Source organism: Catonella morbi ATCC 51271, from assembly GCF_000160035.2.
Lineage (GTDB): Bacteria > Bacillota > Clostridia > Lachnospirales > Lachnospiraceae > Catonella > Catonella morbi.
Map to the genome: position 1 here is coordinate 264005 of NZ_KI535368.1, position 24870 is coordinate 288874.

At 33.7% G+C, this 24870-nt stretch carries 22 protein-coding genes; 17 read left to right on the forward strand and 5 right to left on the reverse strand.

The genetic code is table 11. From position 1 onward, the window contains the following. Position 1: 1 nt before the first annotated feature. The 4 genes from GCWU000282_RS08285 to GCWU000282_RS15925 all read right to left on the reverse strand — a co-directional run bounded on the left by GCWU000282_RS08285 (position 2) and on the right by GCWU000282_RS15925 (position 5145). Positions 2-1717, reverse strand: coding sequence for a cache domain-containing sensor histidine kinase (locus GCWU000282_RS08285; RefSeq protein WP_023354628.1), 1716 nt, complete (start codon positions 1715-1717; stop codon positions 2-4). Further along, on the reverse strand, positions 1707-2477 hold the full coding sequence (locus GCWU000282_RS08290; protein WP_023354629.1) for a response regulator transcription factor: 771 nt from the start codon (positions 2475-2477) through the stop codon (positions 1707-1709). Before GCWU000282_RS08290 ends, GCWU000282_RS08285 begins: the two co-directional genes overlap by 11 nt. A 260-nt stretch (positions 2478-2737) precedes the next feature. Next, positions 2738-3712, reverse strand: coding sequence for a peptide-methionine (R)-S-oxide reductase MsrB (msrB, locus tag GCWU000282_RS08295; protein ID WP_330365823.1), 975 nt, complete (start codon positions 3710-3712; stop codon positions 2738-2740). 335 nt (positions 3713-4047) lie between these two features. Next, on the reverse strand, positions 4048-5145 hold the full coding sequence (locus GCWU000282_RS15925; protein WP_023354632.1) for a redoxin family protein: 1098 nt from the start codon (positions 5143-5145) through the stop codon (positions 4048-4050). Positions 5146-5386: 241 nt separating this feature from the next. On the opposite strand from GCWU000282_RS15925, the gene GCWU000282_RS08305 reads away from it, so the two are divergent. From GCWU000282_RS08305 to GCWU000282_RS08385, 17 genes are all read left to right on the forward strand, one after another. Then, positions 5387-6001: a class I SAM-dependent methyltransferase gene (locus GCWU000282_RS08305; protein WP_023354633.1), complete on the forward strand. Its 615-nt coding sequence runs from the start codon at positions 5387-5389 to the stop codon at positions 5999-6001. 226 nt (positions 6002-6227) lie between these two features. Further along, complete coding sequence (locus GCWU000282_RS08310) at positions 6228-6587, forward strand: BlaI/MecI/CopY family transcriptional regulator (protein WP_035040074.1); 360 nt, start codon at positions 6228-6230, stop codon at positions 6585-6587. A gap of 8 nt (positions 6588-6595) precedes the next feature. Further along, complete coding sequence (locus GCWU000282_RS15930) at positions 6596-8848, forward strand: M56 family metallopeptidase (protein ID WP_023354635.1); 2253 nt, start codon at positions 6596-6598, stop codon at positions 8846-8848. 563 nt (positions 8849-9411) lie between these two features. Then, the gene (locus GCWU000282_RS08320) at positions 9412-10044 is read left to right on the forward strand and encodes a DUF421 domain-containing protein (protein ID WP_023354636.1); all 633 of its coding nucleotides are present in this window, start codon (positions 9412-9414) and stop codon (positions 10042-10044) included. Between the two features lie 83 nt (positions 10045-10127). Continuing rightward, positions 10128-10820 carry a DNA alkylation repair protein gene (locus tag GCWU000282_RS08325; protein ID WP_023354637.1) on the forward strand — a complete coding sequence of 231 codons (693 nt, stop codon included), beginning with the start codon at positions 10128-10130 and terminating at the stop codon, positions 10818-10820. Positions 10821-10980: 160 nt separating this feature from the next. After that, complete coding sequence (locus tag GCWU000282_RS08330; protein ID WP_035040077.1) at positions 10981-11484, forward strand: GNAT family N-acetyltransferase; 504 nt, start codon at positions 10981-10983, stop codon at positions 11482-11484. Between the two features lie 26 nt (positions 11485-11510). Further along, complete coding sequence (locus GCWU000282_RS08335) at positions 11511-12068, forward strand: hypothetical protein (RefSeq protein WP_207637279.1); 558 nt, start codon at positions 11511-11513, stop codon at positions 12066-12068. A 251-nt stretch (positions 12069-12319) separates the two neighbouring features. Further along, positions 12320-13681 carry an ABC transporter substrate-binding protein gene (locus GCWU000282_RS08340; RefSeq protein ID WP_023354640.1) on the forward strand — a complete coding sequence of 454 codons (1362 nt, stop codon included), beginning with the start codon at positions 12320-12322 and terminating at the stop codon, positions 13679-13681. Positions 13682-13901: 220 nt separating this feature from the next. Next, positions 13902-14780 (forward strand): carbohydrate ABC transporter permease, encoded by an 879-nt coding sequence (locus GCWU000282_RS08345; protein ID WP_023354641.1) that lies wholly within the window; start codon positions 13902-13904, stop codon positions 14778-14780. A gap of 18 nt (positions 14781-14798) precedes the next feature. Beyond that, complete coding sequence (locus tag GCWU000282_RS08350; RefSeq protein ID WP_023354642.1) at positions 14799-15641, forward strand: carbohydrate ABC transporter permease; 843 nt, start codon at positions 14799-14801, stop codon at positions 15639-15641. A 48-nt stretch (positions 15642-15689) separates the two neighbouring features. Next, positions 15690-16709: a LacI family DNA-binding transcriptional regulator gene (locus tag GCWU000282_RS08355; protein WP_035040082.1), complete on the forward strand. Its 1020-nt coding sequence runs from the start codon at positions 15690-15692 to the stop codon at positions 16707-16709. A 20-nt stretch (positions 16710-16729) separates the two neighbouring features. Further along, entirely contained in the window at positions 16730-18307 is a 1578-nt protein-coding gene (locus tag GCWU000282_RS08360) for a GH35 family beta-galactosidase (RefSeq protein WP_023354644.1), read from the forward strand. Positions 18308-18403: 96 nt separating this feature from the next. Next, positions 18404-19759 carry a glycoside hydrolase gene (locus GCWU000282_RS08365; RefSeq protein WP_023354645.1) on the forward strand — a complete coding sequence of 452 codons (1356 nt, stop codon included), beginning with the start codon at positions 18404-18406 and terminating at the stop codon, positions 19757-19759. Between the two features lie 197 nt (positions 19760-19956). Further along, on the forward strand, positions 19957-21003 hold the full coding sequence (locus GCWU000282_RS08370; protein WP_035040086.1) for a LacI family DNA-binding transcriptional regulator: 1047 nt from the start codon (positions 19957-19959) through the stop codon (positions 21001-21003). 188 nt (positions 21004-21191) lie between these two features. Then, complete coding sequence (locus GCWU000282_RS08375) at positions 21192-22562, forward strand: ABC transporter substrate-binding protein (RefSeq protein WP_023354647.1); 1371 nt, start codon at positions 21192-21194, stop codon at positions 22560-22562. An 84-nt stretch (positions 22563-22646) separates the two neighbouring features. Next, entirely contained in the window at positions 22647-23567 is a 921-nt protein-coding gene (locus GCWU000282_RS08380) for a carbohydrate ABC transporter permease (RefSeq protein WP_023354648.1), read from the forward strand. Continuing rightward, a complete protein-coding gene (locus GCWU000282_RS08385) occupies positions 23554-24405 on the forward strand; it encodes a carbohydrate ABC transporter permease (protein WP_023354649.1) in 852 nt (283 codons plus the stop codon). The genes GCWU000282_RS08380 and GCWU000282_RS08385 overlap by 14 nt, the downstream gene beginning before the upstream one ends. An 88-nt stretch (positions 24406-24493) precedes the next feature. Here the strand turns inward: GCWU000282_RS08385 and GCWU000282_RS08390 are convergent, their stop codons facing one another. Beyond that, complete coding sequence (locus GCWU000282_RS08390; protein WP_023354650.1) at positions 24494-24733, reverse strand: GlsB/YeaQ/YmgE family stress response membrane protein; 240 nt, start codon at positions 24731-24733, stop codon at positions 24494-24496. Positions 24734-24870: the final 137 nt, after the last annotated feature.

Consider the following 24870-nt stretch of genomic DNA (forward strand, 5'->3'; position numbering starts at 1 on the left):
ATTATTCCCTCTCCCTGACCTTTATCCTGACCTCTGTTCCCTTATCAGGGACAGAGGTTATATTTATACCATAGCCTTTGCCGCAAAGCAGTTCTATTCTATGGTCTACATTTTTAATTCCAATTCCTCCCAGTCTGACTTTGGTATTAGGCTGGCAGTTTTTTTCATTCTTTAATTTTTCAGTATCAAATCCTTTACCGTTGTCAGACACAATTATAACAATGTCCTTCTCGACTTTCTCAAAAGAAATGCTTATCTTACCGCCGCCATTTGGACGAAGCCCATGGTAGATGGCATTTTCAACTATTGGCTGAATTATGAGTTTAGGAACAGTGGCATTTTCAAGTTTGCCGGCGTCACCTATTTCATACGTAAGCATATCTTCATATCTGAATTTTTGTATCTCAAGATAATTCTTTACATGTTCTATTTCTTCTTTAAGAGTGACAAAATCAAGCTCTGTGCTTAAAGACAGTCTTAAAAGTCTGCCAAGTGCGGAAGTCACCTTGATTACAGACTCATTTTCGTTAAGTTCGGCAAGCCAGAGTATAGTATCCAGTGTATTATATAAAAAGTGAGGATTTATCTGACTTTGCAGCATTTTAAGCTCAAACTGTCTTCTGGTTTCTTCTTCTTTGGAAATATTTTCAGTAAGAGCCTTTATCCTGTCTATGAGCCTGTTGTACTCATTTTCAAGCTCAGTAACTTCTTTTATGCCTGTAGCTATGGTTATATGATTCCATTTTTCATCTAGACTCATCATAGCAAGCTTAAGTTCGGTAATAGGCTTACTTAGCCTTTTAGAAGCAATTATACCTACCAATATGCTTAGTAATACAAGAAAAAAGGATAAAATAAAAATAGTTTTGGTTAAGTTATTTTGAAGTAATTTTACATTGTCGGCGGCAGCAACTCCAAAAAGCTTCCAGGTTGAATTGTTAACAGTAGCCTCATATACCACATTACCGTCTTTAATATCACCATCCATAAGGGATTTAAGTTCTTCACCTTTTTTCATATCACTGAATACAGTAACATCAGGATGATATATTATGTCACCGGATTCTGACATAATATATACATAGCCCCTTTTACCGAGGTCAAGGTTTTTAATATAATCTTCTATAAAATTATATGAAATATCCATAAGCACAACGCCCAGGTGCTCGTTGTTTTTACCGATAATTTCTCTGTATACCGATATAGTCCATTTGCTTTTATCAGCGGCAAAGGCACTATGTCCCGTCTCTGAGAGCATAGGCATGCGATTGGAAGCAATGGCTTTTTTGTACCAATCCTCCTTCATCATATCATCTGAGAGTGTCATAGACATATCACTGTCACTTGTGATTGCAAAACCATTTTTAGAGACAACAGCCACACCGCTTATTCTGCTGTCACTTTCTTTTGCAAGAGCAATAAGTGAAGAAATAGACTCTAAAGATTCAGGAGAGGATTTGGCAAGAGCTGCTTTTATGTCTTTATGTTCAGCGATGATATTGCTAAAGGCTCTGAGCTTTTCAAGGTAGGAAGAGATATACTCGCCTGTCTGGTTTACCATAGCTCTTGTGCGCATTACATCATCTTTAATCAACATATCAGAGGTAAAATGATAGATACTGCCGGAAAGCAGTGCTATTATAAAGAGAGAAAATATAAAAAAAGTAAGAGCTGTCCTTACATGTAATTTTGAAAAAAAGCTTAATCTAGTTTTCATTTGGTTTCATCCCCTGCTTAAACTGTTTTGGAGTAATGCCAAAGGTCTTTTTAAATCTGTTTGTGAAATAATTAACATCTTCATAGCCTATTTCCTCTGCAATTTCATAGTTTTTCATATCAGTGGAAAGACAGAGGATTTTTGCCTGCTCCATTCTTTTGAGTGTTAGATATTCCTGAAATGGAATGCCATATATCTGTTTTATTATACCGCTTAAATAACTGCTGTTAAAGCCAAGATTTTCAGCCATATATCCAAGAGACAGGTCAGAGTCAAAAAGGTGTTCATTCATATATTCTCTTACTGCTTTAAAACTTGAATTATCACCGGACAGTATACTCTCACTTGTTACGCTAAGTTCCGAAAGCCTGTTTTCAAGTCTGATTTTTTCTATTTTATCAATCATCCGCTTAAGTACGAGCTCTATATCTGTCTTATTTACAGGCTTTAACAGATAATCATCCACACCAAGTCTTATTGCGGTCTGCATATATTCAAAATAATCGTATCCTGTAACCATAATAATTGCAAAATTTTGATTTTTTTCTTTGAGCATTTTAGCTAAAGTCAGTCCGTCTGTATTTGGCATGTTTATATCAAGCATTATTATATCAATCTGCTCTTTATCTGTTATTTCAAGGCATGTTTCAGCATTACCGGCTTCAAATATTTTATTTATACCTATTTCAGACAAGATGGCGAGAGATTTTATCCCTCGCCTGATTACTGGTTCATCATCAACTATAAGTAGATTATACATTGTATCTCCATTAAAAGTTATCTTATTACTTATTATTCATGGAAGAATCTGTCATATTATCTGACATAGAACCTTTTTCCATATTTTGTGTACTGCTGTCTTTCATCTCCGAACCCGAAGAGTTATTTCTCATAAAGCCTCAGGTACTGCAACCGCCTGAGCCACAGCCTGTTATAGCAGTTGCAGCAGTTATTATACCGGCTATTAAGCCTAAAATTTTCTTTTTCATATTATTTTAATTTCCTTTGTATTTCTTGATTTTACTTTATTAAGTATTTTAAATAACTATATCCTCTTTTATCCATTTCTGCATATGGAATAAATTCAATAGATGCACTGTTTATACAGTATCTTTTACCACCGAGCTCTTTAGGACCGTCATCAAAAACATGACCTAAGTGTATATTGCCGCTTCTGCTTCTGACTTCAGTTCTTATCATATTAAAACTACGATCTTCAATGTATTTTACAACATCTTTAGCTATAGGTTTAGAAAAACTTGGCCATCCGCAGCCTGACTCAAATTTATCTGTAGAGGAGAAGAGTGGCTCTTTGGTTGTAATATCTACATAAATGCCTTTTTCAAAATTATCCCAATATTCATTTGAAAATGCATATTCTGTCTTGTTTTGCACAGCAACTTTATACTGAATATCCGTAAGAGTTTTTTTGAGTTCTGCATCAGATGGTCTTGGATATTTTGTAGCATCTATCACAGGTTCTTTATCAGGTGACAAAGGTTTCTCAGCGAGAGAGAGGTCTATATGGCAGTAGCCGCCTGGATTCTTCTCAAGATAATCCTGATGATACTCCTCAGCTTCAAAAAAATGTTTAAGTGGCAGAACTTCTATTGCTATAGGTTTGTCATACTTGGTTTGTTCTTTATTTAAAATTTTATCAATTATTTTTTTATCATTATTATCTGTATAATATATACCGCTTCTATACTGTGTACCAACATCATTTCCCTGTTTGTTTACACTAACAGGATTTACAACTCTCAGATAATGTGTGAGTAAGTCTTCAAGGCTGATAATTTCAGGTTTGTATATAACTTTCACTGTTTCAGCATGACCACTGGTATGTAAGTCTCTATAGGTTGGATTTTCAGTTTTTCCGTTTGCATATCCGCTTATGGCATCTTCTACACCGTTTAATTTCTGCATATAGGCTTCAAGTCCCCAAAAACAGCCTCCTGCAAGATGGATTTCTTTTAATTTATCAGATTTATTCATTTTTTTTGCTCCTTTATTATACTTAACTTTATTTTGTTTCACTATTTTATTTGCAGCTTGTATCTCTTGTTGATTTTTAAACCAGCTTGCAGTTAAGTATAAAGCAATTGCTGCAAAAAATATAGGTATTATCCAAAGTAATTTATTTTTACTCATATATAATATTTCCTTCCTGCTTGTTTTTAAAGCAAGCCTTAACCATAACAGATTGTATAAGAAGTGATATTATTATGGCTAAGGTGTAAGATTAACACACATCTGCAAATATCAGAATTAGGAGCCAAGGATTTGATTGAGGTATTTTGCAAGATGGCTTGCAAATAATTTGAATTAAATTATTTAAGGTTTTTGATTGTATCCTTTATATAGTCATTTGAGTTATGTCCTGCCTTAACTGTGGTATCAGTTCCATTGCTTGAAACATATACAGAAGTAGGATATACTTTTACACCATAATGTTCAGTAACTTCTCCTGTTTCATCAAAAAGTACCTTGAGGTTTTTATAGCCTAATTCCTTAAACCATTTCTTAAAAGCAGCGGTATCCATTTCTCTGTTTTTTCCGGGAGCAACTACAGTAACTATTTCAAAGTCATTGCTTTCGCCTGCAAGCTTGTCAAGGTCTTCAAGACCGGTAAGGCAGATAGAGCACCATGAAGCCCAAAACTTCATATAAACTTTTTTGCCCTTATTGTCACTGAGTTTATAATCATTACCATCTAAGTCCTTGAGAGTAAAATCGTACATATCCTTCTTATTCATCATCTTATCTTTTTTCATGCTCTTTTTTTTCATAGACTTTGAATTCTTCATATCATCATGCATCATGTTATCATCCTTTTTCATATCACCATTCATCATATCGTCTTTCATCATTTTTCCGGACTTATCTTTTTTCATATTGTCCTTCATCATGTTGTCGGATTTTTTCATTTTTTTGCCGTTATTTTTTTTCATCTTCATTTTCTTGCCGGCTTTTTTCTTCTTCATTTTTTTATTGGATTTGTCCATTTTCATATCGCCATCCATCATCTTACCGGACTTATCCTTCATCATCTTGTCATCATCCATCATTTTATCAGACTTATCCTTCATCATATCATCGGATTTATCTTTTTTCATATCGTCTTTCATCATGCCATCGGATTTACCATCTTTCATACCGTCCTTCATCATCTTGTCATCATCCTTCATCATGCCGTCAGACTTACCTTTTTTCATATCATCGTCCATCATCTTGTCGGACTTATCTTTCATATTATCCTTCATCATGTCATTATCTTTCATCATATCGCCGTCTTTCATTTTATCTGCCTTTGTCTCCATTATGGCAGCTTTTGCAGGAGTCATATTATCTCCCTTTGCGTGATAGCCTGCTAAAACAGATGTTGTTACTAATGCTCCTACAAGAAGTCCTAAAGTTTTCTTTCTCATTTTTTTAATTCCTTTCAATTGTGTAATATTTTCTCCGAATTTTTTGTTTAATTAACTTATCTTAAAAGTGTTAATTTGTTTCGGCTTGATGTTCTATATGATAAAATAAAATTGTTCTCAATATAATAGAATTTGATTGAAAAAAACATGAATATTATTACATGTATCATTGCAATGTTGGAATTATGAATAATATAGGTTATAATACAGTACTAAGGCAAATATAGAAAGGAATTATATTATGAAAGAAAATTATTTTGACACAGTAGCAAAGGAGTGGAATAATCCTAGAAGACAAAGTGCAAATGAAGAAATAAAAGAGGTTATTTTAAGAAGGCTTGCAGTAGATAAGTCTGAATCTGAGATAAAAGCTCTTGAGATAGGAGCGGGAAGTGGAACTCTGGCCCTGCTCCTTGCAAAACATTTCGCAAAAATAGACGGTATTGACAGTTCGGCGGGAATGAGAGAGGAATTTCTTAAGAATAAAGAAGCTTTTTCGGCAGAGAATGTAAATATATATGATGAGGATTTTCTTAATATAACGGATGAAAAATATGATTTGATATACAGTCATAAGGTTTTTCATCATATAGTGGATGTGGAAAATGAATTGCAATTATTAAAAAAATTCCTGGCACCAAAGGGGAAACTCTATCTTATGGATTTTTGTACAATACCTGCAGCCTTTCATAAAGATTTTCCGGATTTTGACGGACATAACGGATTTTCAAAAGAGGAAATTTGCAATTATTTTAAGAACACAGGTTGGAAGCTTGTAGACTATGAAATAATTAAGCAGGGGAAAAAAGATGATATAGAATATGAAGTGTTTTTGGCAGTAGGAGAGGTGGAATAAATAATTACTCCATAATATACAAGAGCTTTTGGTTATAATTATAGCTGAAAGCTCATTTTTAATTTAATAAGAAATTTCTTATTAAATAAAATCTCTCCATATAGTTATTGGTAAGTTCAAATCCGTAGAAAAAAATAAAACTACTACAGTAGTGTTGACAAAAATACAAGACTGTGGTAGTATGAAGATACAAACTACTGTAGTCTTGTAAATGGAGGTAATAATAATGGATGTTAAATTATTTGATTCAGAATTAAAGATAATGAATGTATTATGGAAAGAAGGTGATACTACAGCCAAACATATTTCAGATGTGTTAAAAGAAGAAACCGGCTGGAATATGAATACTACTTATACTTTAATAAAAAGATGTATAAAAAAAGGTGCTATAGAGCGTTCGGAGCCTAACTTTATGTGCCATGCCCTTATAGCAAGGGAAGAAGTACAGGCAGCAGAAGCCGGAGAACTGCTTGATAAGATATTTGACGGAGCAGTGGACAAAATGTTTGCAGCTCTAATAGGTGGAAAGAAACTTTCGAAAGATGAAATAAAAAACTTAAAAGAGCTGGTTAATAAGCTGAAATGAGGTGAAGTATGAACCTTTTACAAATGAGTTTGTCAGGGGCTGTGCTTATAGTTGCTATCATAGTAATAAGAGCATTGTTTTTGCATAAATTACCTAAAAAGACATTTACAATCCTATGGACTTTGGTGCTGATAAGGCTTTTACTGCCATTTTCAATACCTTCATCCTTTAGTATATATTCTTGGTTTCCAAGTATAAATTCTGCAAGAGAAAGCTATATAGCAGATAATAATACATCAGAAAGAGTAAAAAACCTGACAGTTTCAAAGAACATAAAAGAAACTGTTATAAAAGAAAGTAATACGAATAAGTCGCATAATTATATAAAGTATAATAGGGCTGAAGACTTTGAAAAAACAATTTTTCCGTCAAATGAAGCAATAAGATTTGCGGGTATGATAATAGGAATTATAATTTTCCTTTTTCTATACATTAGAAATATGAGGGAGTTTAGGACTTCTTTGCCAATAAACAATGCCTTTATTAAAGATTGGCTTGTTAAACGTAAGCTGAAAAGGAAAATTTCCGTAAGATATTCTGATAGGATTTCTACACCGCTAAGTTATGGGATTTTTAGGCCTGTGATACTCCTTCCCAAAAATCTTGATTTGAGAGATACCGGACTTTTAAGTTACATTTTAACACACGAATATGTGCATATAAAAAGATTTGATATTATAACCAAAATGTTTCTTATAGCGGCACTTTGTGTTCATTGGTTCAATCCGGCGGTATGGGTTATGTTTATGCTGTTTAACCGTGACATAGAATTATCCTGTGATGAAGCTGTTGTGAGAATATTTGGTGAAAAAAGCAAGGAAGCATACGCGTATGCCCTTATTGATATGGAGGCAAAGAAGGGCAAGCTTATGCCGCTTTGCAGTAACTTTAGTAATAATGCAGTAAAAGAAAGGATAATATCGGTTATGAAGATAAAGAAGATTTCATTATTTATGATATTATTTGCAATAATATTTGTAACAGGAACTACTGCTGTATTTATGACTTCTGCAAAAGAGAAGGAAAATGAAAGTATTTCAGGAATAGATTATAAGAAAATTGATGATTTAAAATTTAAGGATTATGAAAAAATGTCTGTTGCAGCATATTCGGATAAGGTGCTTAAGGCTGTTGACAGTGAAGAATATGCAGAAGCCTTGAATAAGATTGCAAATAATAAAGAATTCTATGAAAAAAGAAATATAGATGAGAAAGCACGGTTCTTTAATTATGTACTTTCACCTATCCTTGCAAGAAACCGGAGATATGGAATAATTAGTGGAAATATTGAAATAAATAATAATCTATATCAGGTAGAGTATGCACTTAATATTGAAATATTAAACCCTGAAAAGCTTAAGGTAGGAGAATATATGAATGCCATAGAAAGCATTGATTCAGGTGTAAATTTATTAAAAAACAATCTAACTAAAAAAGCGGTGAAAAATGCTAAAGAGGTGAGTGAAAAATTTAGAACAGGGTTAATTAAAATTTCAGAAAAATTAAGCAATGATAATTTAAAAATAACCTTAGGAGGTATTTCGGAAATAGAAGAAGTTTCGGAAATGGTAAGTGAAAAAAATAATGAGTTAGAAAGTGATGAAATTGCTGTAGAGAAAGTGGATGACAAAGCTGAAACAAGAAGCTTTAAGTCTGCAACTAAGGAAGATTATGACTCATTATTTAACGCTCTGAAAAAGCCTGATTACAAGAATATGAAGTTGGATGACTTTAATAAAAGATTGGCAAAATGGGCTTCCGCAGATGATGATAGAATGCGTATGGACAGGATAAATGATGACATAAATTATGAAAATTTTGCAGTAAATCTGACAGATGAAGAAAGGGAATTTGTAACAACAACCATAAATTTCTCAGGGCTTGAAAATGCAAAAAAATTTAAGGCATTATATACAAAAGGGAAGGAAGAGCTGCCGGTTATCAGTATAAGCTTTAGCGAAGCTACAAAAGTAGGAGATGGAAGATATGAAAGCTACGATTGCAGCTATTCATTTTCATACAAGATAAAAGAAAAAGATAAAATTACAGTGGCTGAAAGGGATAATGCGGTAAGAGGCTTTATGCTTGCAGCCGGAAAGATTTGGAGTAATCCGGAGTTTAGCGATTTATCGAAAGTAGATAAGGAAGATATTATTAAAAAGCTCAATGAGACAGCTAAAGAGCATAGTGGAGATAAAGTTAGTTTTAATATCTTAGAAGACCAACTTGTTTTTGATAAGATAAATGAAACAATAAGATGATTTTCTTAATAACAGTATGTAATCCCTGATTTTGTCTGATGGAATAAGAGGACAGGATTGGGGAGTTTTTATTTAATGAATATCGAATAAAATATATTGATGTGGGTGTCAAAAGTATTTGACACCCAATGATACAGGATTGCTTCGGCTTCACCTCTCGCAATCCTTGCAAAAATATTCGTAATCCGCTCATTTTTTTGCAAAAATGGCTACTTACTCATATTTTTTGCGTGTCAAAAGATAATAAATTCTCTTGCAAGCAAGCTTGCATCGAATTTTTATACTTTTGACACTTGTATCATATATTATTTTTAATGCTAAATTTTATCGACTATAATCGAAATGATATCATAATTTTAAAATTTATCGACTATAATCGAAACTGGGTTTGATTTTTAGAACTTTATCGTTCATGTTATTCAGAATAATATAGTAGATATAAAAGAATTAGTATAGGTATAAAATATTGTCTGTCGCATTAGGGCTTTAGGCTGGACAAGTTTACATCAATATAATATATTTATACTAAAAATAGTTAATGAAACAACAGGAGATTTAAGATTATGAACGATTTGATTTTGGTATTTGTAAAGCTCTTGATAGGTTTTTTGTCTGCAATTACAATCATTAATTTTACCGGAAAGGGAAACCTTGCCCCTAACTCTGCCAGCGACCAGGTACAGAACTATGTTTTAGGTGGAATCATAGGCGGTATAATATACAATAAAAATATAGGTATTCTTGAGTGCCTGCTTGTCATGTTTGTTTGGTTTGTTCTTGTTACAGGATTCAGATGGATAAAAAAGCATAATATTAAACTAAAACAGTTGATTGACGGTAAAGCTCTTATAATTATAAATAACGGAAAGGTAGATGTGGAAAACTGCAAGAAAGCAGGACTTTCTGCACATGATGTGGCATTTAAGTTAAGAGCCAACAATGTGTATTCGGTAAAAAAGGTTAAAAGAGCTGTGGTAGAGCAAAACGGACAGTTTATTATAGTGCTTGAAGGCGAGGAAAATCCAAAATTTCCTATAATTACGGACGGACATCTTCAGAAGAATATATTAGAAATAATAGGAAAAGATGAAGAATGGCTTAAGGAAAAGCTTAATGAAAAAGGCTATGAAGAATACAGTCAGATTTTCCTCGGTGAATATGTTGATGGCAAGATTGTTCTTGTGTCTTATGAGTAAGTAGCCATTTGTTGCAAAAAAAGTGAGAGGATTACGAATATTTTTGAACTCTACATTATTTAATTTTGTTTGAAAGGTTTACTATGATTGTAGAAGAAATTACAAATGAACTATTTAAAATGCAGGATGTAAAATACAGAGACTTTAACAGCAAGTTGATTCCTACAGTTGACAAGGAGAGCATGATTGGTGTAAGAACACCTGAACTTAGAAAGTACGCTAAACAACTTGTAAAAAGAGAAGATGTGAGAGAATTTTTACATTCAGTTCCGCATAAATATTTTGATGAAAATCAGCTTCATGCTTTTATACTTGCAGAAATAAAGGATTTTGGGGTTTGTCTTGAAGAAGTAAAAAACTTTCTTCCTTATATAGATAACTGGGCAACCTGTGATCAGCTTTCACCAAAAGTATTTAAGAAATATCGCAAGGAACTTCTTACACATATAAAAGAATGGATAAACTCAGACAAAACATACACAGTAAGATTTGGTATAGGTATGCTTATGGAGCATTTTTTGGATGAAGATTTTGACCCGGCATATCCTGAGATGGTGGCAGAAATAAGGTCTGAGGAGTATTATATAAATATGATGACAGCCTGGTATTTTGCTACAGCACTTGCAAAGCAATATGAGCAGGTACTTCCGTTTATTGAAAATAAAAAGCTTGATACATGGACACATAATAAAGCTATTCAAAAAGCAGTGGAAAGTTACAGGATTACAGATGAGCAGAAGACTTATCTTAAAGGAATTAAGGTGAAGGGCAAGTAACAGTTGTCAGATAGACTGGAAATGAGATTGGAAATAAATAGAATATTTTAAGAAAAATTGAAATTATATAAAAATATTGAAGTTATAGTTGAAATAATGTGTGCAAAGTGATATTATACCTAAAATACTTGTAAACTTAAGCGCTTTAAGGGGGTTAGCTATGAAGATAAAACTAATAAAGTGGAGCAAAGATTTAAGCAAAGAGCTGATAAACATTTGCAATAATATAGACCGTTCTTATCTGTCAAATCGTATACCGTATCCTTATACTGAGAAGGATGCAGACTTTTGGTTTGGTATGACAACGGAACATGACGGTAAGGATGGTATATTCAGGGCTATTGTTGTAGATGATAAGGTTGTGGGGAATATTGCGGTTGAACAAAACTCGGATGTCAGATGTAAAGATAGTGAAATAGGATATTTTTTGCTTACAGATAACTGGTCTAAAGGCATAATGACAGAAGCAGTAAAACAAATCTGTAAGCTTGCTTTTGATAATCTCGATATAGTACGAATATCGGGAACTGTGTATTTACCTAATACCGCATCGCAGCGTGTGCTTGAAAAAAATGGTTTTGAAAGTGAAGGTGTGCGAAAAAATGCTGTTTACAAAGATGGCAAGCTTTACGACTTGTGTTTATATGGCAAATTAAAACAATAATAGATAATAGATGGAGGAGTAAGAGATTGAATTTTCAAATAATATTCTTAGAGTCGGCTGCCTGGTCGCTGCTATGGATTATTATGGTGGCTATATCGGTAAGAATATTTCCGTTTACTATAGAGCATGATTATCCAGAAGCGGCAAGAAAGGTAGCGAAACTTCCGGAACTTACAGGGAAACATAAGCGAAACGGAGCTGTTTTTGGGGTCATAAGTTTTGTTATACTTTTTGGTTTACTTATTGCTTTTGCAGTTTTAATGCACAGGTGTGAAGAATTATCATTTTTTAGAATATTTATTCATCTTTGGATTGTTTGTATGACTTGGAATGTAGTGGATTTAGTAATCATTGACTGGCTGTTCATTTGCTTGTTTAGGATTAAGTATTTTGTACTTCCGGGAACTGAAGACTGTGAGGGAAATAAGGATTATAAGTTTCATTTTATAGGTTTTTTAAAAGGTATTTTTGCAATGACTATAGTGCAGTATTATTTTCAGGAATATCATATTTTATGTTACGAGTGTCAAAAGTATAAAAAATTCGGTGCAAACTTGCTTGCAAAAGAATTTATTATCTTTTGATACTCACATCGTTTTATATTTGGTTTATTAAAAAACAATTATTACATCCCCTGCCTGAGGACTTTGGGCAGGGGATATTTTTATGAATTTTAATATTATATTTGTCTAATATTACATTTATGTATACATATTTTATATGCAAAATACAGACATAAACTCTTGAGTATTGACAATGTATATGATAATATGCTAAAATGTAAACGTTTACAAATTAAACATAATAATCATATTACACAAAGGGGGTTATGTCAATGTTACAATTAAAAAAAGTAAAAGCTGTTTCTGTTTTTATGGCTGCCATATTGGCACTTACAGCCTGTGGAGGTGGAACCACAAAACCGACAGAAGATAATGGAAGCAAAAACGGTTCGGGGAGTGCTGTGGCTAAAGTAAGCAGTGTCAAAAGTTCCGATAAGAAATCTAATGAAAAGGTAGAACTTAGATTCTTATTATGGGGAAATCAGAAGGAAATTGAGTACAAAACTAAGTGGACAGACGAGTTTAATGCAGCACATGATAATATTCATGTAAACCTTGAAGCAATACCAGAAGGTTTTCATGATAAATTGACAGTTCAGGTTTCCTCTAATACACTGGCAGATTTAGTACAGATTGCGGGAGATTTTGGTGGAGAGTATTTTAAGAAAGATGTGTTTGCTCCTTTAGATTCATATATAGAGAAAGATGGATTAAAAGGTGCCTGGGTTGACAGCCTTATGAGTGGATTGTCATATAATGGAAGTGTTTATGCCGCACCTACTACATTTTATTCAGGATTTATTATTTACAACAAGACAATGTTTAAAGAAAACAATATACCTCTTCCTACAAATGATTGGACAGAAGAAGACTTTTTAAAAGCTGCCAAAGCTTTAACCAAAGGAGAAGGTGACAGTAAAGTCTGGGGAGCTGATTTTTCTTCATGGTGGGCTTACTCTCTTGCAAGAAATTTATATGACGGTTACAAGGCGTGGGACTGGGAAGCCGGAAAGATGACTGCAGACACCGAAGGATTTAAGGATGGAGTTCAGTTCATAACAGATTTATACAGAGTACATAAAATTTCACCTACACCTACTATGGCAAAAGATGTGGGAGGAACATTTGAAACAGGTAAATATGCTATGACTGTAGGGGCTTCATGGGATATGGCAAGTTTTAATGAAGCAATAGGCGATAAGTTTGAATGGGATATTGTAACCTTCCCATCAAATTCTAAGTACGGAAAATGGAGATCTCCTCTTTGGACAACTGCAATAGGTATTTCTGCAGATTCTCCTCATAAAGATGAAGCCTGGGAATATATAAAATATATGTCTGCTCAGGGAAAAGTACAAGAAGAAATGGAAATTATCGGACTTCCGGCTTTGAAATCAATAAGTGAAGACAGTAACTTTATAAACTCAATACCTGAGGGGTGGAAAAAATTTAATAAATCAGTATTTTTTGATGCTCTTGATTATGCAGTAGATGGTGTAGTGTTAAATGAAATACAGGATGAGATTATTAAGGTCGAGCTTGAGCTGCTTTTTGCAGGAGAGCAGGATATTGACACAACCTTAAAGAATATACAGACAAAAGGACAGCTTAAGTTAGATAGAATGAAAGAATAATTGATATTTTAGTGTTTTACGGTATTAAATGATAATTAAATCCGAATTGTTCATACCATAGGTCACAGACCGGTTAATTTATAATATACAGTCATAAAATATTTTCGGTCTGTGACTATGGGATGATGTTCTTAAACATTTTCTAAAACACATAATTTCAAGCGTTTATTTTGATTATGTGGTTTGGTAATATGGGTTAAAATATTGGGGAGGAAATATTATGAGGCATAAAAAGAATCAGGCTAAATATTTTTATATGTTCATAATGCCATGGTTTTTGGGCTTTTTTTTATTGACTTTTATGCCGTTGGTATATTCTATATATTTGTCTTTGACACAATATAATGGTATTTCAATGCCTAAATTTATTGGATTAAGAAATTACATAGATTTGCTGTTTTATGATGATCTATTCAGAAAAAGCCTTTTTAATTCTTTTCATTATGCGGTGCTGGCAGTTCCTACCAGCTTAATATTGGCACTGTTTATGGCCTTTTTATTATCAAAGGAAATTAAAATAAGCAATATTTTTCAGATAATTTTCTATTTTCCTTCAATAGCGGCAGGAGCAGCTGTTTTTGCAGTGATAAAATATTTATTGCGAGGAGAGGGAGGCTTGATAAATTATGTATTATCAATTTTTCACATAGAAGGTCCATTTTGGCTGACTGATTCAAAATGGGCAATGACTTCTCTTGTAATTGCAAATTTGATATTTTGTGGACAACAAATGCTGATATTTTTAGCAGGTATAAAACAAATTCCTGTTTCATATTATGAGGCTGCTAAAATAGATGGAGCGGGAAATATCAAATGCTTTTTTAAGATAACATTTCCTCTGATATCAAATGTTTTTGTATTCAATCTGGTTATGGGGATAATAGGTGCCTTTCAGGTATTTGTTCAGCCGCTTATAATGACAGAAGGAGGGCCGTTTAAAAAGACTTATATGTATGGAATGTATATATATGACAGCGGCTTTAGTCATGGAAGGTTTGGCTATGCAGCGGCTCTTGCATGGATTATGTATATAATTATTCTGTTTATAAGTTTGGTTATATTAAGGTCTTTGAAGAAACTTATGAACTATACTGAATAGGAGAGGAGGGTATTTATTATGTCTAAGAAAGTGAAAGTATTGGCATGGATTGTGATTTGTTGTATTTTAGGAGTGATATTTTTGCTTCCTTTTATTTGGATGTTGTCCACATCTTTGATGGGAACAGAGCAAATTGTTAAATATCCTCCTGAAATTTTTCCTTCACCGTTTACATTAAGGTCATTTAGATACATATTTGAAAGCACACACTTCTTTATGTATTTTAAAAACAGTAGTATAATAACCATATTAAATATTGTCGGAACGTTGATAAGTACTACTTTAGTCGCATACGGATTTGCAAAATATGAAGCAAAACTCAAAGGTTTGTGGTTTACTATACTTATCTCTACTATGATGGTTCCTTATTTTGTAACTATAATACCTTTGTATAATATATATGCAAAACTAAGATTCACTAATACCATCTTGCCGTTAGTACTGCCCAATATGCTTGCGGGCAGCAGTTTCAGTATTTTTCTTTTACACCAGTTTTTTAAAAGCTTTCCAAAAGAAATAGAGGAGTCGGCAAGGATAGATGGTTGCAGTGAACTTAAAATTTTATTCAAAATGGTTTTGCCAAATTCAAAAGCAATTTTATTTGTAGTGGCAATTTTTATGTTTGTGTGGACATGGAATGATTATTTTGGACCGGCGATATTTTTAAATGATGAACCCAAATATACATTGGCTGTAGGACTGGTATTTTTAAATTCTTCCATAAGCGGATATAAGGATGCATTAGATCAGGGACCGGTTATGGCTATGGCATTACTTACGGTATTACCGATTATTGTGCTTTATGCCTGTTTTCAGAAATATTTTATAAGAGGTATTGTGTCAAGCGGATTAAAAGGATAAGGTTATAGTCTTGGAACAGTGAATGTAAGAAATGTCGGAGAAAATATAATGAATAAAAAAATAACTATTATAGAAATAGCTGAAATGGCCGAGGTATCTACAGCTACAGTTTCAAGAGTAATAAATAACACAGGGAAGGTTGAGACCGGCAAAAAAGAAAAAATTTTGGAACTGATTGAAAAATATGATTATAGACCAAATCAGATAGCTAAAGCTTTGCAAGCCAGGAAGTCTAATACCATAGGCTTTGTTGTTCCACATATTAATAGTCCTTATTATGCCGGAATATTTTATGAAACTGAAATTGCTGCCAAAAAGAGAGGATACACGCTGTTATTATGTAATTCAGAGGCTGATAAGCGCTTAGAGAGTAACATACTTGATACATTTGTGTCTGCTAATGTAAGGGCTATAGTTTTTATGGGTGGACGACTTGATGATATGTCTATCGATAAAAAATATATTAATGAAATAGAAAAAATAAATAAAAAAATCCCAATTATATCCTGTGTTGACATTCCGGAGTTAAACTGTGCGCAGGTATACCAGGAACAAAAAATAAGTGCCGATGAGCTCCTTAAGCATTTATCAAAAGAAGGATACAAAGATATTGCTTTACTTGGTGGGTATGCAAATATAAGGACTACAGCAAAGAGACGAAAAGAGATAATAGAGAATGCAGACAGATATGGAATTAGTATACGAAAAGATATAATTGAGAGTGATTATTCTGTAGAAGGTGGAAATGTTGCTATGCAAGAACTGCTGAAGTCTCCGCAATTACCGGAAGCTATTATATGTATAAATGATCTTGTGGCGATAGGTGCACTTAGTGAAACATATAAGAGTAATGTAAAGGTTCCGGACGATATAGCTATTTCAGGTTATGATAATTTGGATATATCAAGTTTTATTTTCCCGGGAATTACTACAATAGCCTGTGATTATAAAGCATATGCCGAAGCAATAGTAGATATGATACAGAATATAGATAATATTGCTAAAAATACAAGAAGAACAGTTCAGGCGAATTTGATTGTCAGAGGTTCTACAAAAAGAAACGCATAAGATATAGGAGAGAAAATTGTATGAAGAGCTTGCCGCAAATAAGAAAATTTAATAAAAAATATATGTTATTTATTGATGACAAGCCATTTATAATGTTTGCAGCAGAATTGCACAATTCAGCAGCTTCCTCAGTAGAATATATGAAAATAGCCTGGGAAAAAATAAAGGAGTTGAACTGTAATACTCTTTTAGTTCCTGTGTATTGGAATTTGATTGAAAAGAAAGAAAATAAATTTGATTTTACTGATGTAAAGCGTATGATTTCGGATGCAAGAGAGTACAAAATCAAATTGGTTCTGTTATGGTTTGGAAGTTGGAAAAATGGATTGTCAGGATATGCACCGGACTGGGTGAAGATGGATTGGAAGAGATTTCCAAGAGTTGAAAATGAATATGGAGTAAAAACAAAAATTTTAAGCATGTTTCAGAGTGATATTTTATCGGTGGAATTAAATGCTTTTAAAAGTTTTATGGAATACATAAAGGAAATTGATGAAAAAGAACAGACAGTTATAGTTGTACAGGTAGAAAATGAAGTAGGAATTTTAGGTGCAGTAAGAGATTTTTCAAATGGAGCTAATGAAGCATATAGAGAAACTGTATCGGATAATCTTACAGAGTATCTTAAAAAACAAAATTTTTTATGTTTTAGGGATATGACATATAAGGGGGATACTGTAATAGGTACTTGGGAAGATGTATTTGGACGTTATGCTCCTGAAGCATTTATGTGTGTAAATTATGCAGCATATATAGAAAAACTGGCAAAACAAGGAAAGGAAATCTATAACCTGCCTTTATTTACTAATGTTTGGCTGAAAGGTAATAATGATGAAAAAGCTGGAATTTATCCTTGTGGAGGTCCTGTGCCTGAAATGATTGATATATGGAAATGTATGGCTCCAAGCTTGGATTTTATTTCACCGGATATATATTCATTTGAATTTGAAAAAGTAGCTGCACAGTATGCCAGAGACGATAATCCGTTGTTTATACCTGAAACAAGAAGGGATAAATGGGCAGTAGCTAATTTATATACATCTGTAGGAAAATATAATTCGCTATGTTATTCTCCTTTCGGGGCTGAAAGCATAGGTGAAGACAAATCATTTATAACAGGAATATTACACACAGATATTAATGATAAAAACATATCAAATGAAATGGTGCAAAGATATCTTTCAAAAAGTTATAAAATGCTTTGCAATATGCTTCCGATTATTACAGAGTATTATGGAACAGAGAATATAAAAGGTTTTGCTCAAAAGGAAGGTGAAATAAGCAGGCAATTAAGATTAGATAAGTACTTATTGACAGTAGAATTTTATCACAACATTAATGAGAATAATGAATTTATTCCCGGAGCAGGTATTGTCATACAAATAAGTGAAAATGAATTGTTATTCATAGGATATGGGTATAAAGCGGAACTAGAGAGTTTTACAGTAGGAAAACAGCTTGACTTTTTGTCTCTGGAAAAGGGAAATTATGATGAAAATCACAAGTGGATTAAGTATATGGATTTAAATGGCGATGAGCAATATATCAGGATGGAAGAAGAACCAACTTTGTTAAGAGTTTTTTGTTATGAGTTTTAAAAAGAGTAAATCAGAGTGTATATTATCTTGACTTTTTGAAACCCATTTCATATAATTTAATTAACCCATTTCAAATATAAAAATACGGAGGAGATTATGTCAGGCAATAAAAAAATATCAGTTGATATTTCTTTGCAAAGAGAAAGCAGAAAATTTGAAGGCTGGGGCACTTCTCTTTGCTGGTGGGGAAATGTGATAGGGAGATGGGAAAATAAAGAGAATGTAGAAAAAATATGCAGTCTGCTTTTTGATAAGATGAATGGATTGGGACTGAATATCCTGCGTTATAATTTAGGAGGTGGAGCAAATCCTCCAAATAAGAAAAATTTTAGGGTTGGAGCGGATATGCCATGCATTTTAACAGAAGATGGCAGTTTAGATTTAGAGGCAGATAAAGCACAGTTAAGTATCTTAAAGCAGGCTGTGAAATATGGGCTTGATACTCTTGAGATTTTTTTAAACAGTCCCCCGTTAAGTATGCTTAAATATCCATCTACTGCGGGAGCTGATGACGGTCTTTGCAATCTTAAAGAAGAGATGACAGAAGCTTTAGCAGGGTATTTAGCTGATTGTGCACTGGCTATTGAAAAAGAACTTGATATAAATGTATCGACTATAGCACCATTTAATGAGCCTGTTTCTTTTTGGTGGAAGAGTGAAAATGATCAGGAAGGCTGTCATTTTGATGTAGAAGAGCAGAGTAAGCTCATTGAAGCTTTGGCAGATGCCATAGAAAGAACAGGGCTTAAAAATACAGGAATAAGTGCCCCGGAGTGCTGGAGCACTTTTGAGAGTATATATTGTATTAATCATTATTCAAAAAAAGCATTAAGTCAGGTGAAACAGATAAATACTCATTCATATTTTAGCAATGAGCAGAGCAGGAAAGAATTGTATGAAATAGCAAAACGCTTAGGAAAACCGCTTTGTATGTCTGAAATAAGCTGTGGAGGAAATGCTTCACATAACCACAGTGATATTAGTGGAGGAATAGAGCTTGCAAAAAATATAGGAGTACATTTAAATGAAATGAAAGCAACTTCCTGGATTTATTGGCAGGCAGTAGAAAATGAACTGATGAAGCATAACCATGGTCTTATGCATGCCAATTTTGAAGGCAAGGAAGAATTTTTCTTAACAAAACAATATTATGTTTTGGGAAATTATGCTAAATTTATAAGACCCGGAATGAATATATTAGATAGTGAAAATTCAGATTTGGTTATAGCGGAAGATGAAGAAAAAGGAAAACTTGTAATTGTGGCTTTGAATGACAGTGAGTTGTCTAAAACCTTAGAATTTCCTTCTGACAGTATTAAAAAGTGGAAAAACTGTGCTATATACAAAACTTCTGAAACAGAGAGTTTAGAGAGTATAAATGAGACTGTTGATGGCGAATATGAGCTTAAGCCATATTCTGTTACAACCTTGTTGTTTGAAAAGATAGGTTAACACAAATTATTTACGCCATAGATCACAAACATCTTATTTTGCATAGTATAGTAGGATAAACAATTTTCGGTCTGTGGCTATGGGGATATTACCAAACATATGCAAAATATCGTAATTGGTGGCCTACGGCTTGATTACGATATTTCGCAAGATGTTTCGTGAATAATTTGGGATTAAACAAAGAAAGTAGGAAGAATATGCAGGAAAAATCAATGACGATTTATGATATAGCAAAAGAGGCAGGGGTATCTCCGGCTACCGTATCAAGGGTTTTGACAGGGAATGCAAGGGTAAAGGAAGATAAGAAAGAAAAGATTTTAAATATAATAAAAGAAAATGATTTTAAGCCTAATGCTCTTGCAAGAAGTCTTATAAATAAAGCCACAAAAACAATAGGCTTTATAGTGCCGGATATCACAAATCCGTTTTTTTCAGGTGTATTCCTAGAGGCTGAAAAAAAAGCGTTAAGTCTCGGATATACAATGATTTTATGCAATTCTATGAATGACAATAAGATGAATCGTACAGGAGTTGAATCCCTGTATCTGGACATGTTACGCGAAAAGCAGGTAGACGGTATAGTTATTATGGGGGGCAGAGCGAATGAGAAGAAATCAGGCAGAGGGCAGGCAGAAGAACTTAAAGCAATAACGCAGAAAATTCCGGTTGTTTTCATAAATGGAGCTATGTCAGGGGTAAAAAGCTATCATGTGGCTGCTGATGAACAGAGTGGAATGCAAGAACTTATCAAGTATCTGGCAGCTCTTGGGCATAAAAGGGTAGGCTTTATAGGAGGAAGAAAGGGGATTACTTCGACAGACATAAAACATACAGCATTTTTGGAAGCTGTGAAACAGGGAATATTTCAAAGTAAAGAAGAATGGCTGATAACAAGTAATTTTTCAGTAGAAGACGGTTATGAAAGTATGAAAAAATTACTTGACTGTAAAGAATTGCCTACTGCGGTTATGGCGGTGAATGATTTTACTGCTATAGGTGCTATAAATGCAGCTAAAGATAGAGGACTCAGAGTTCCGGAAGATATATCCGTTACAGGATTTGACGGGATATATATGACAGAAGCGGTTCGCCCCAGAATAACAACTGTCTCGCAAAATTACATGGAGCTTGGTGCAAAGGCTATAGAAATTATAGATAAGCTTACACTTGGAGAGAAGGTAAAAAGAAAATATACTGTAGATACAATGGTATTAATAAAGGACTCTTGCAGTAGTCCTTTATAATTAAAATTAAACATGATTTTATATAAATAAGCTTGAAACCCATTTCAAAAAAGTGCAAAAAAGTATTGACATAATGCTATAAACTTACTATAATCAAAGTATGAAATGGGTTTCATAAATTTATAACTAAGGGATGTTTACAAAAACTATTGCTTATATAGCAGTAAGTGAGAAAGAGGAGGTAGTATATGAAAAAATTAAATTTGCGTGTTTTAGCAGCTACTTTGGTGGCAGGATTGTTTTTATCTGGATGTGGGGCAGCTTCCGGTAGCAATTCTTCTAAAAAGGATGATATGGCTTCAAAAGGGAATGTGAAGACGAGTTCTGTTTCAAAAAATGATAAAGAGAGCGAAATGCCTAAAGAAGCTGTCAACCTTAAAATGGCTTGCTGGGGAAGCGAGAATGATATTAAGACATATGAAGCCAGAGCAGCTATGGTACATGAAAAATATCCGGAGATAACATTAGAGGTTATGGCAATTCCTAATGATGGTTATGATACTAAGATACAGACTATGATAGCCTCAGGGGATGCACCGGATATTATACAGGTAGGAGAGGCGAGTAACTCTTATGCTTCTAAAGGAGTTTTAGAGGACTTATCTAAGTTATCTGAAACGGCTGGACTCAACCTTGCAAAGAGGTTTGGAACAGCAACATCTACTTATACATGGCAGAATACCTTGTATGCTATGCCAGATAGAGGTGGAGCCATGATAGTGTACTATAATAAGGATATGTTTGATGCCGCAGGAGTATCTTATCCTACAAAAGACTGGACCTGGAAAGATTTACTTGAAGCTGCCAAGAAGCTTACAATAACAAAGGATGGTGTTGTAGAGCAATATGGATTCGCAGCAGGTGGATGGTGGCCTTGGTGGATGAGCTTTATGTATCAGAATGGTGGAAGTATTCTAGATAGTAATCTTGAGAATGTGACAGTTAATTCACCTGAGAATATAGAGGCAATAAACTTCTATAATGATCTTGTACATAAGTACAAAGTAGCTCCTTCCGCAGATGATTACAGCCGTTTTGGACTTAAAGACGGGCAACCTGATCCTTTATTTGCACAGGGACATTGTGCTATAAATATAACAGGCTTCTGGAATGTAGGTTCTCTTGAAAGTGTAGAAGGGCTTAACTGGGATATGGCACCTATGTGGAAGAATAAGGTGGGAGCGACCTTTTCATTCGGTAGCGGTCTTGCCATACCTAAGGGAGGCAAGAATGTAGATGCAGCTTTTCGTGCCATTGAATTTCTTACAAGCCTTGACGGACAGAAACCTATAGTAGAAAATAAACAGGATGCACCTGCAAATGTGGAGCTTCTTCAAAGTGATCTTTTCTTAAAACCTGCTTGGGCAGAGGGAAGAAATATGAATTTTAATGCTTTTGCAGATTCAGCCGACATAATAGTTTCTCCTCCTCTTCATCCTAAGTGGAATGAGATACAGCGTGTATTTGACGAGAACTTCAGCGTGTTGTTTGCAGAAGGAGGAGATTGTGCAGAAACACTTAAAAAGATAGAAAAAGAGTTGAATGATGTAATAAAATAATAAACTATGTGTTTAAGAACGGGGGCTGTCGTGACGGATAAGATCCGTCTTGGCAGCCCTTGCTTGAATAGAAGGAGGGAGACTATGGGCTCCAAAATGAAAGCAGCACAGAGAGAGGCAATTTGGTTTTATATTTTTGTTTCTCCCTGGGTTTTAGGATTTTTATTTTTTTCTCTTGGTCCTATGATAGCCTCTTTATTTTACAGTTTAACAGACTGGAATATGTTTGGGGAAGCTAATTTTGTGGGATTTAAAAATTATATCAAGATTTTTACAGCAGATAAAAATTTTTATAAAAGTTTGTTGAATACATTTTTTTATGCAGGCTTAACGGTTCCGCTTTCTCTTATAATTTCTTTATTGCTTGCATTTTTATTAAGTTATAAGATTCGTGGAATGAAGATTTTCAGGACTATATATTATCTACCTGTTCTGGTTCCGCTTACAGCAGTAGCTTTTGTATTCTTTTGGATATTTAATACACAGATAGGTTTAGTAAATCAGTTTTTAGGTTTGTTTGGCATAAAACCGCTTTCCTGGCTTTATGATGAAAATCTCATAAAATATGTAATTGTTTTTATGGGATTATGGCAGGGCGGTGGAAGTCTTGTGCTGGTACTTGCAGCTATAAATGGTGTACCTAAGGCCTTGTATGAATCAGCAAGCCTTGACGGAGCAGGTATTTGGAAACAGTTTTGGAAAATTACGGTACCTCTTATTTCACCGGTATTATTTTTCAATCTTATTACCGGGCTTATAGGTTCTTTACAGGTATTTACTCAATCTTATGTACTTACGGACGGATATTATAAGCCAAACAATGCAGCTATGATGATAAGCAACTATTTATATTTGAAAGGATTTTCGGATTTGGAGATGGGATATGCCTGTGCACTTGGTTGGGTAATTTTTGTTATAATTATAATTCTTAGTGCCATAGTGTTCCGTTCGTCTGCTATGTTTGTATTTTATGAAGGAGAGGTGAAAAAGAATGGGAAACGATAGAAAGCCGATTGAAAAAGCGGTAGTATACATTTTACTTATTCTTATTGGGATAATGTTTATTTCACCTTTTATTTTTATGATTTCAATTTCGCTGGCTTCAGATGCAACTAATGTAAAGGGAGCATTTACTTTAATTCCTAAGGAATTTCATTTTGAAAATTATTTAAAAATATTTGAAAAAAATTCAACTATGGGAAAACATTTGATAAACAGTATAGTTTTTGTGTTTTTTTGTATGGTTGGACAGGTATTTTCAAGTTCGTTTGTAGCATTTGGCTTTGCAAGGCTTAGAGCGAAGGGGAAGAATATATTATTTTTAATGCTTTTAGCTACATTGATGATACCACAAGATGTTTATATCATACCGCAGTTTATGCTTTTTAAAAAATTAAACTGGCTTGATACATATCTTCCTATAATAATACCTAATTTCTGTGGAGGAGCATTTAACATCTTCTTGATGCGACAGTTTTTTATGACAATTCCTACAACCCTAGATGATGCGGCTAAAATAGATGGACTGGGATATTTTGGAATTTATAGAAGAATAGTCCTTCCTCTGATGAAACCTATACTTATAGCAGTTGCTTTATTTACTTTCCAGTTTAACTGGGGTTGGTTCTATGGACCTTTGGTTTTTATACAGAGCAGAGAGAAATACCCGCTTGCAGTAGCCTTAAAATATATGCAGGCATCATCCGGAAATGCAGTTCCCAATTGGCATTTGGTAATGGTGGGTGCTATGTTTTTAACCATTCCACCGCTTATTACATATTTCTTTGGACAAAAATACATACTTGAAGCTAATATAGCAGCAGGAAGTGCCTCAATAAAGTAAAAAAATATTAAATCAAATTATTCCCTGATTTTACCCAGGTAAGATCAGGGAGTTTTTATGAAAATTTACAGAATTTCCGGAAACAGTCTTACTCTTTTTTTCCAAAGAAATATGATACAACAGCGATTACTATAACTGAGCCAAGTACAGATGGTATAATAGCCATTCCTGCAAGGCGAGGTCCCCAGTGTCCAAAGAGACTTTGTCCGACAGCAGAGCCTATGAGTCCGGCTAAAATATTTGCAATCCAACCCATAGACTTATTCTTTTTAGTCACAAGACTTCCTAACCAACCTATAAATGCACCCACTAATAATGCCCAAATCATAATATCAACCTCCTCACGGTGATTTTATTTTAATCCAAGCAACTTATCTAAACCATATTATGATTTATATGGCTTGGATTTAAGTAGTATATCATATCCGGATTAAAATGTCTTTACTAATATATAGCTAAAGTATT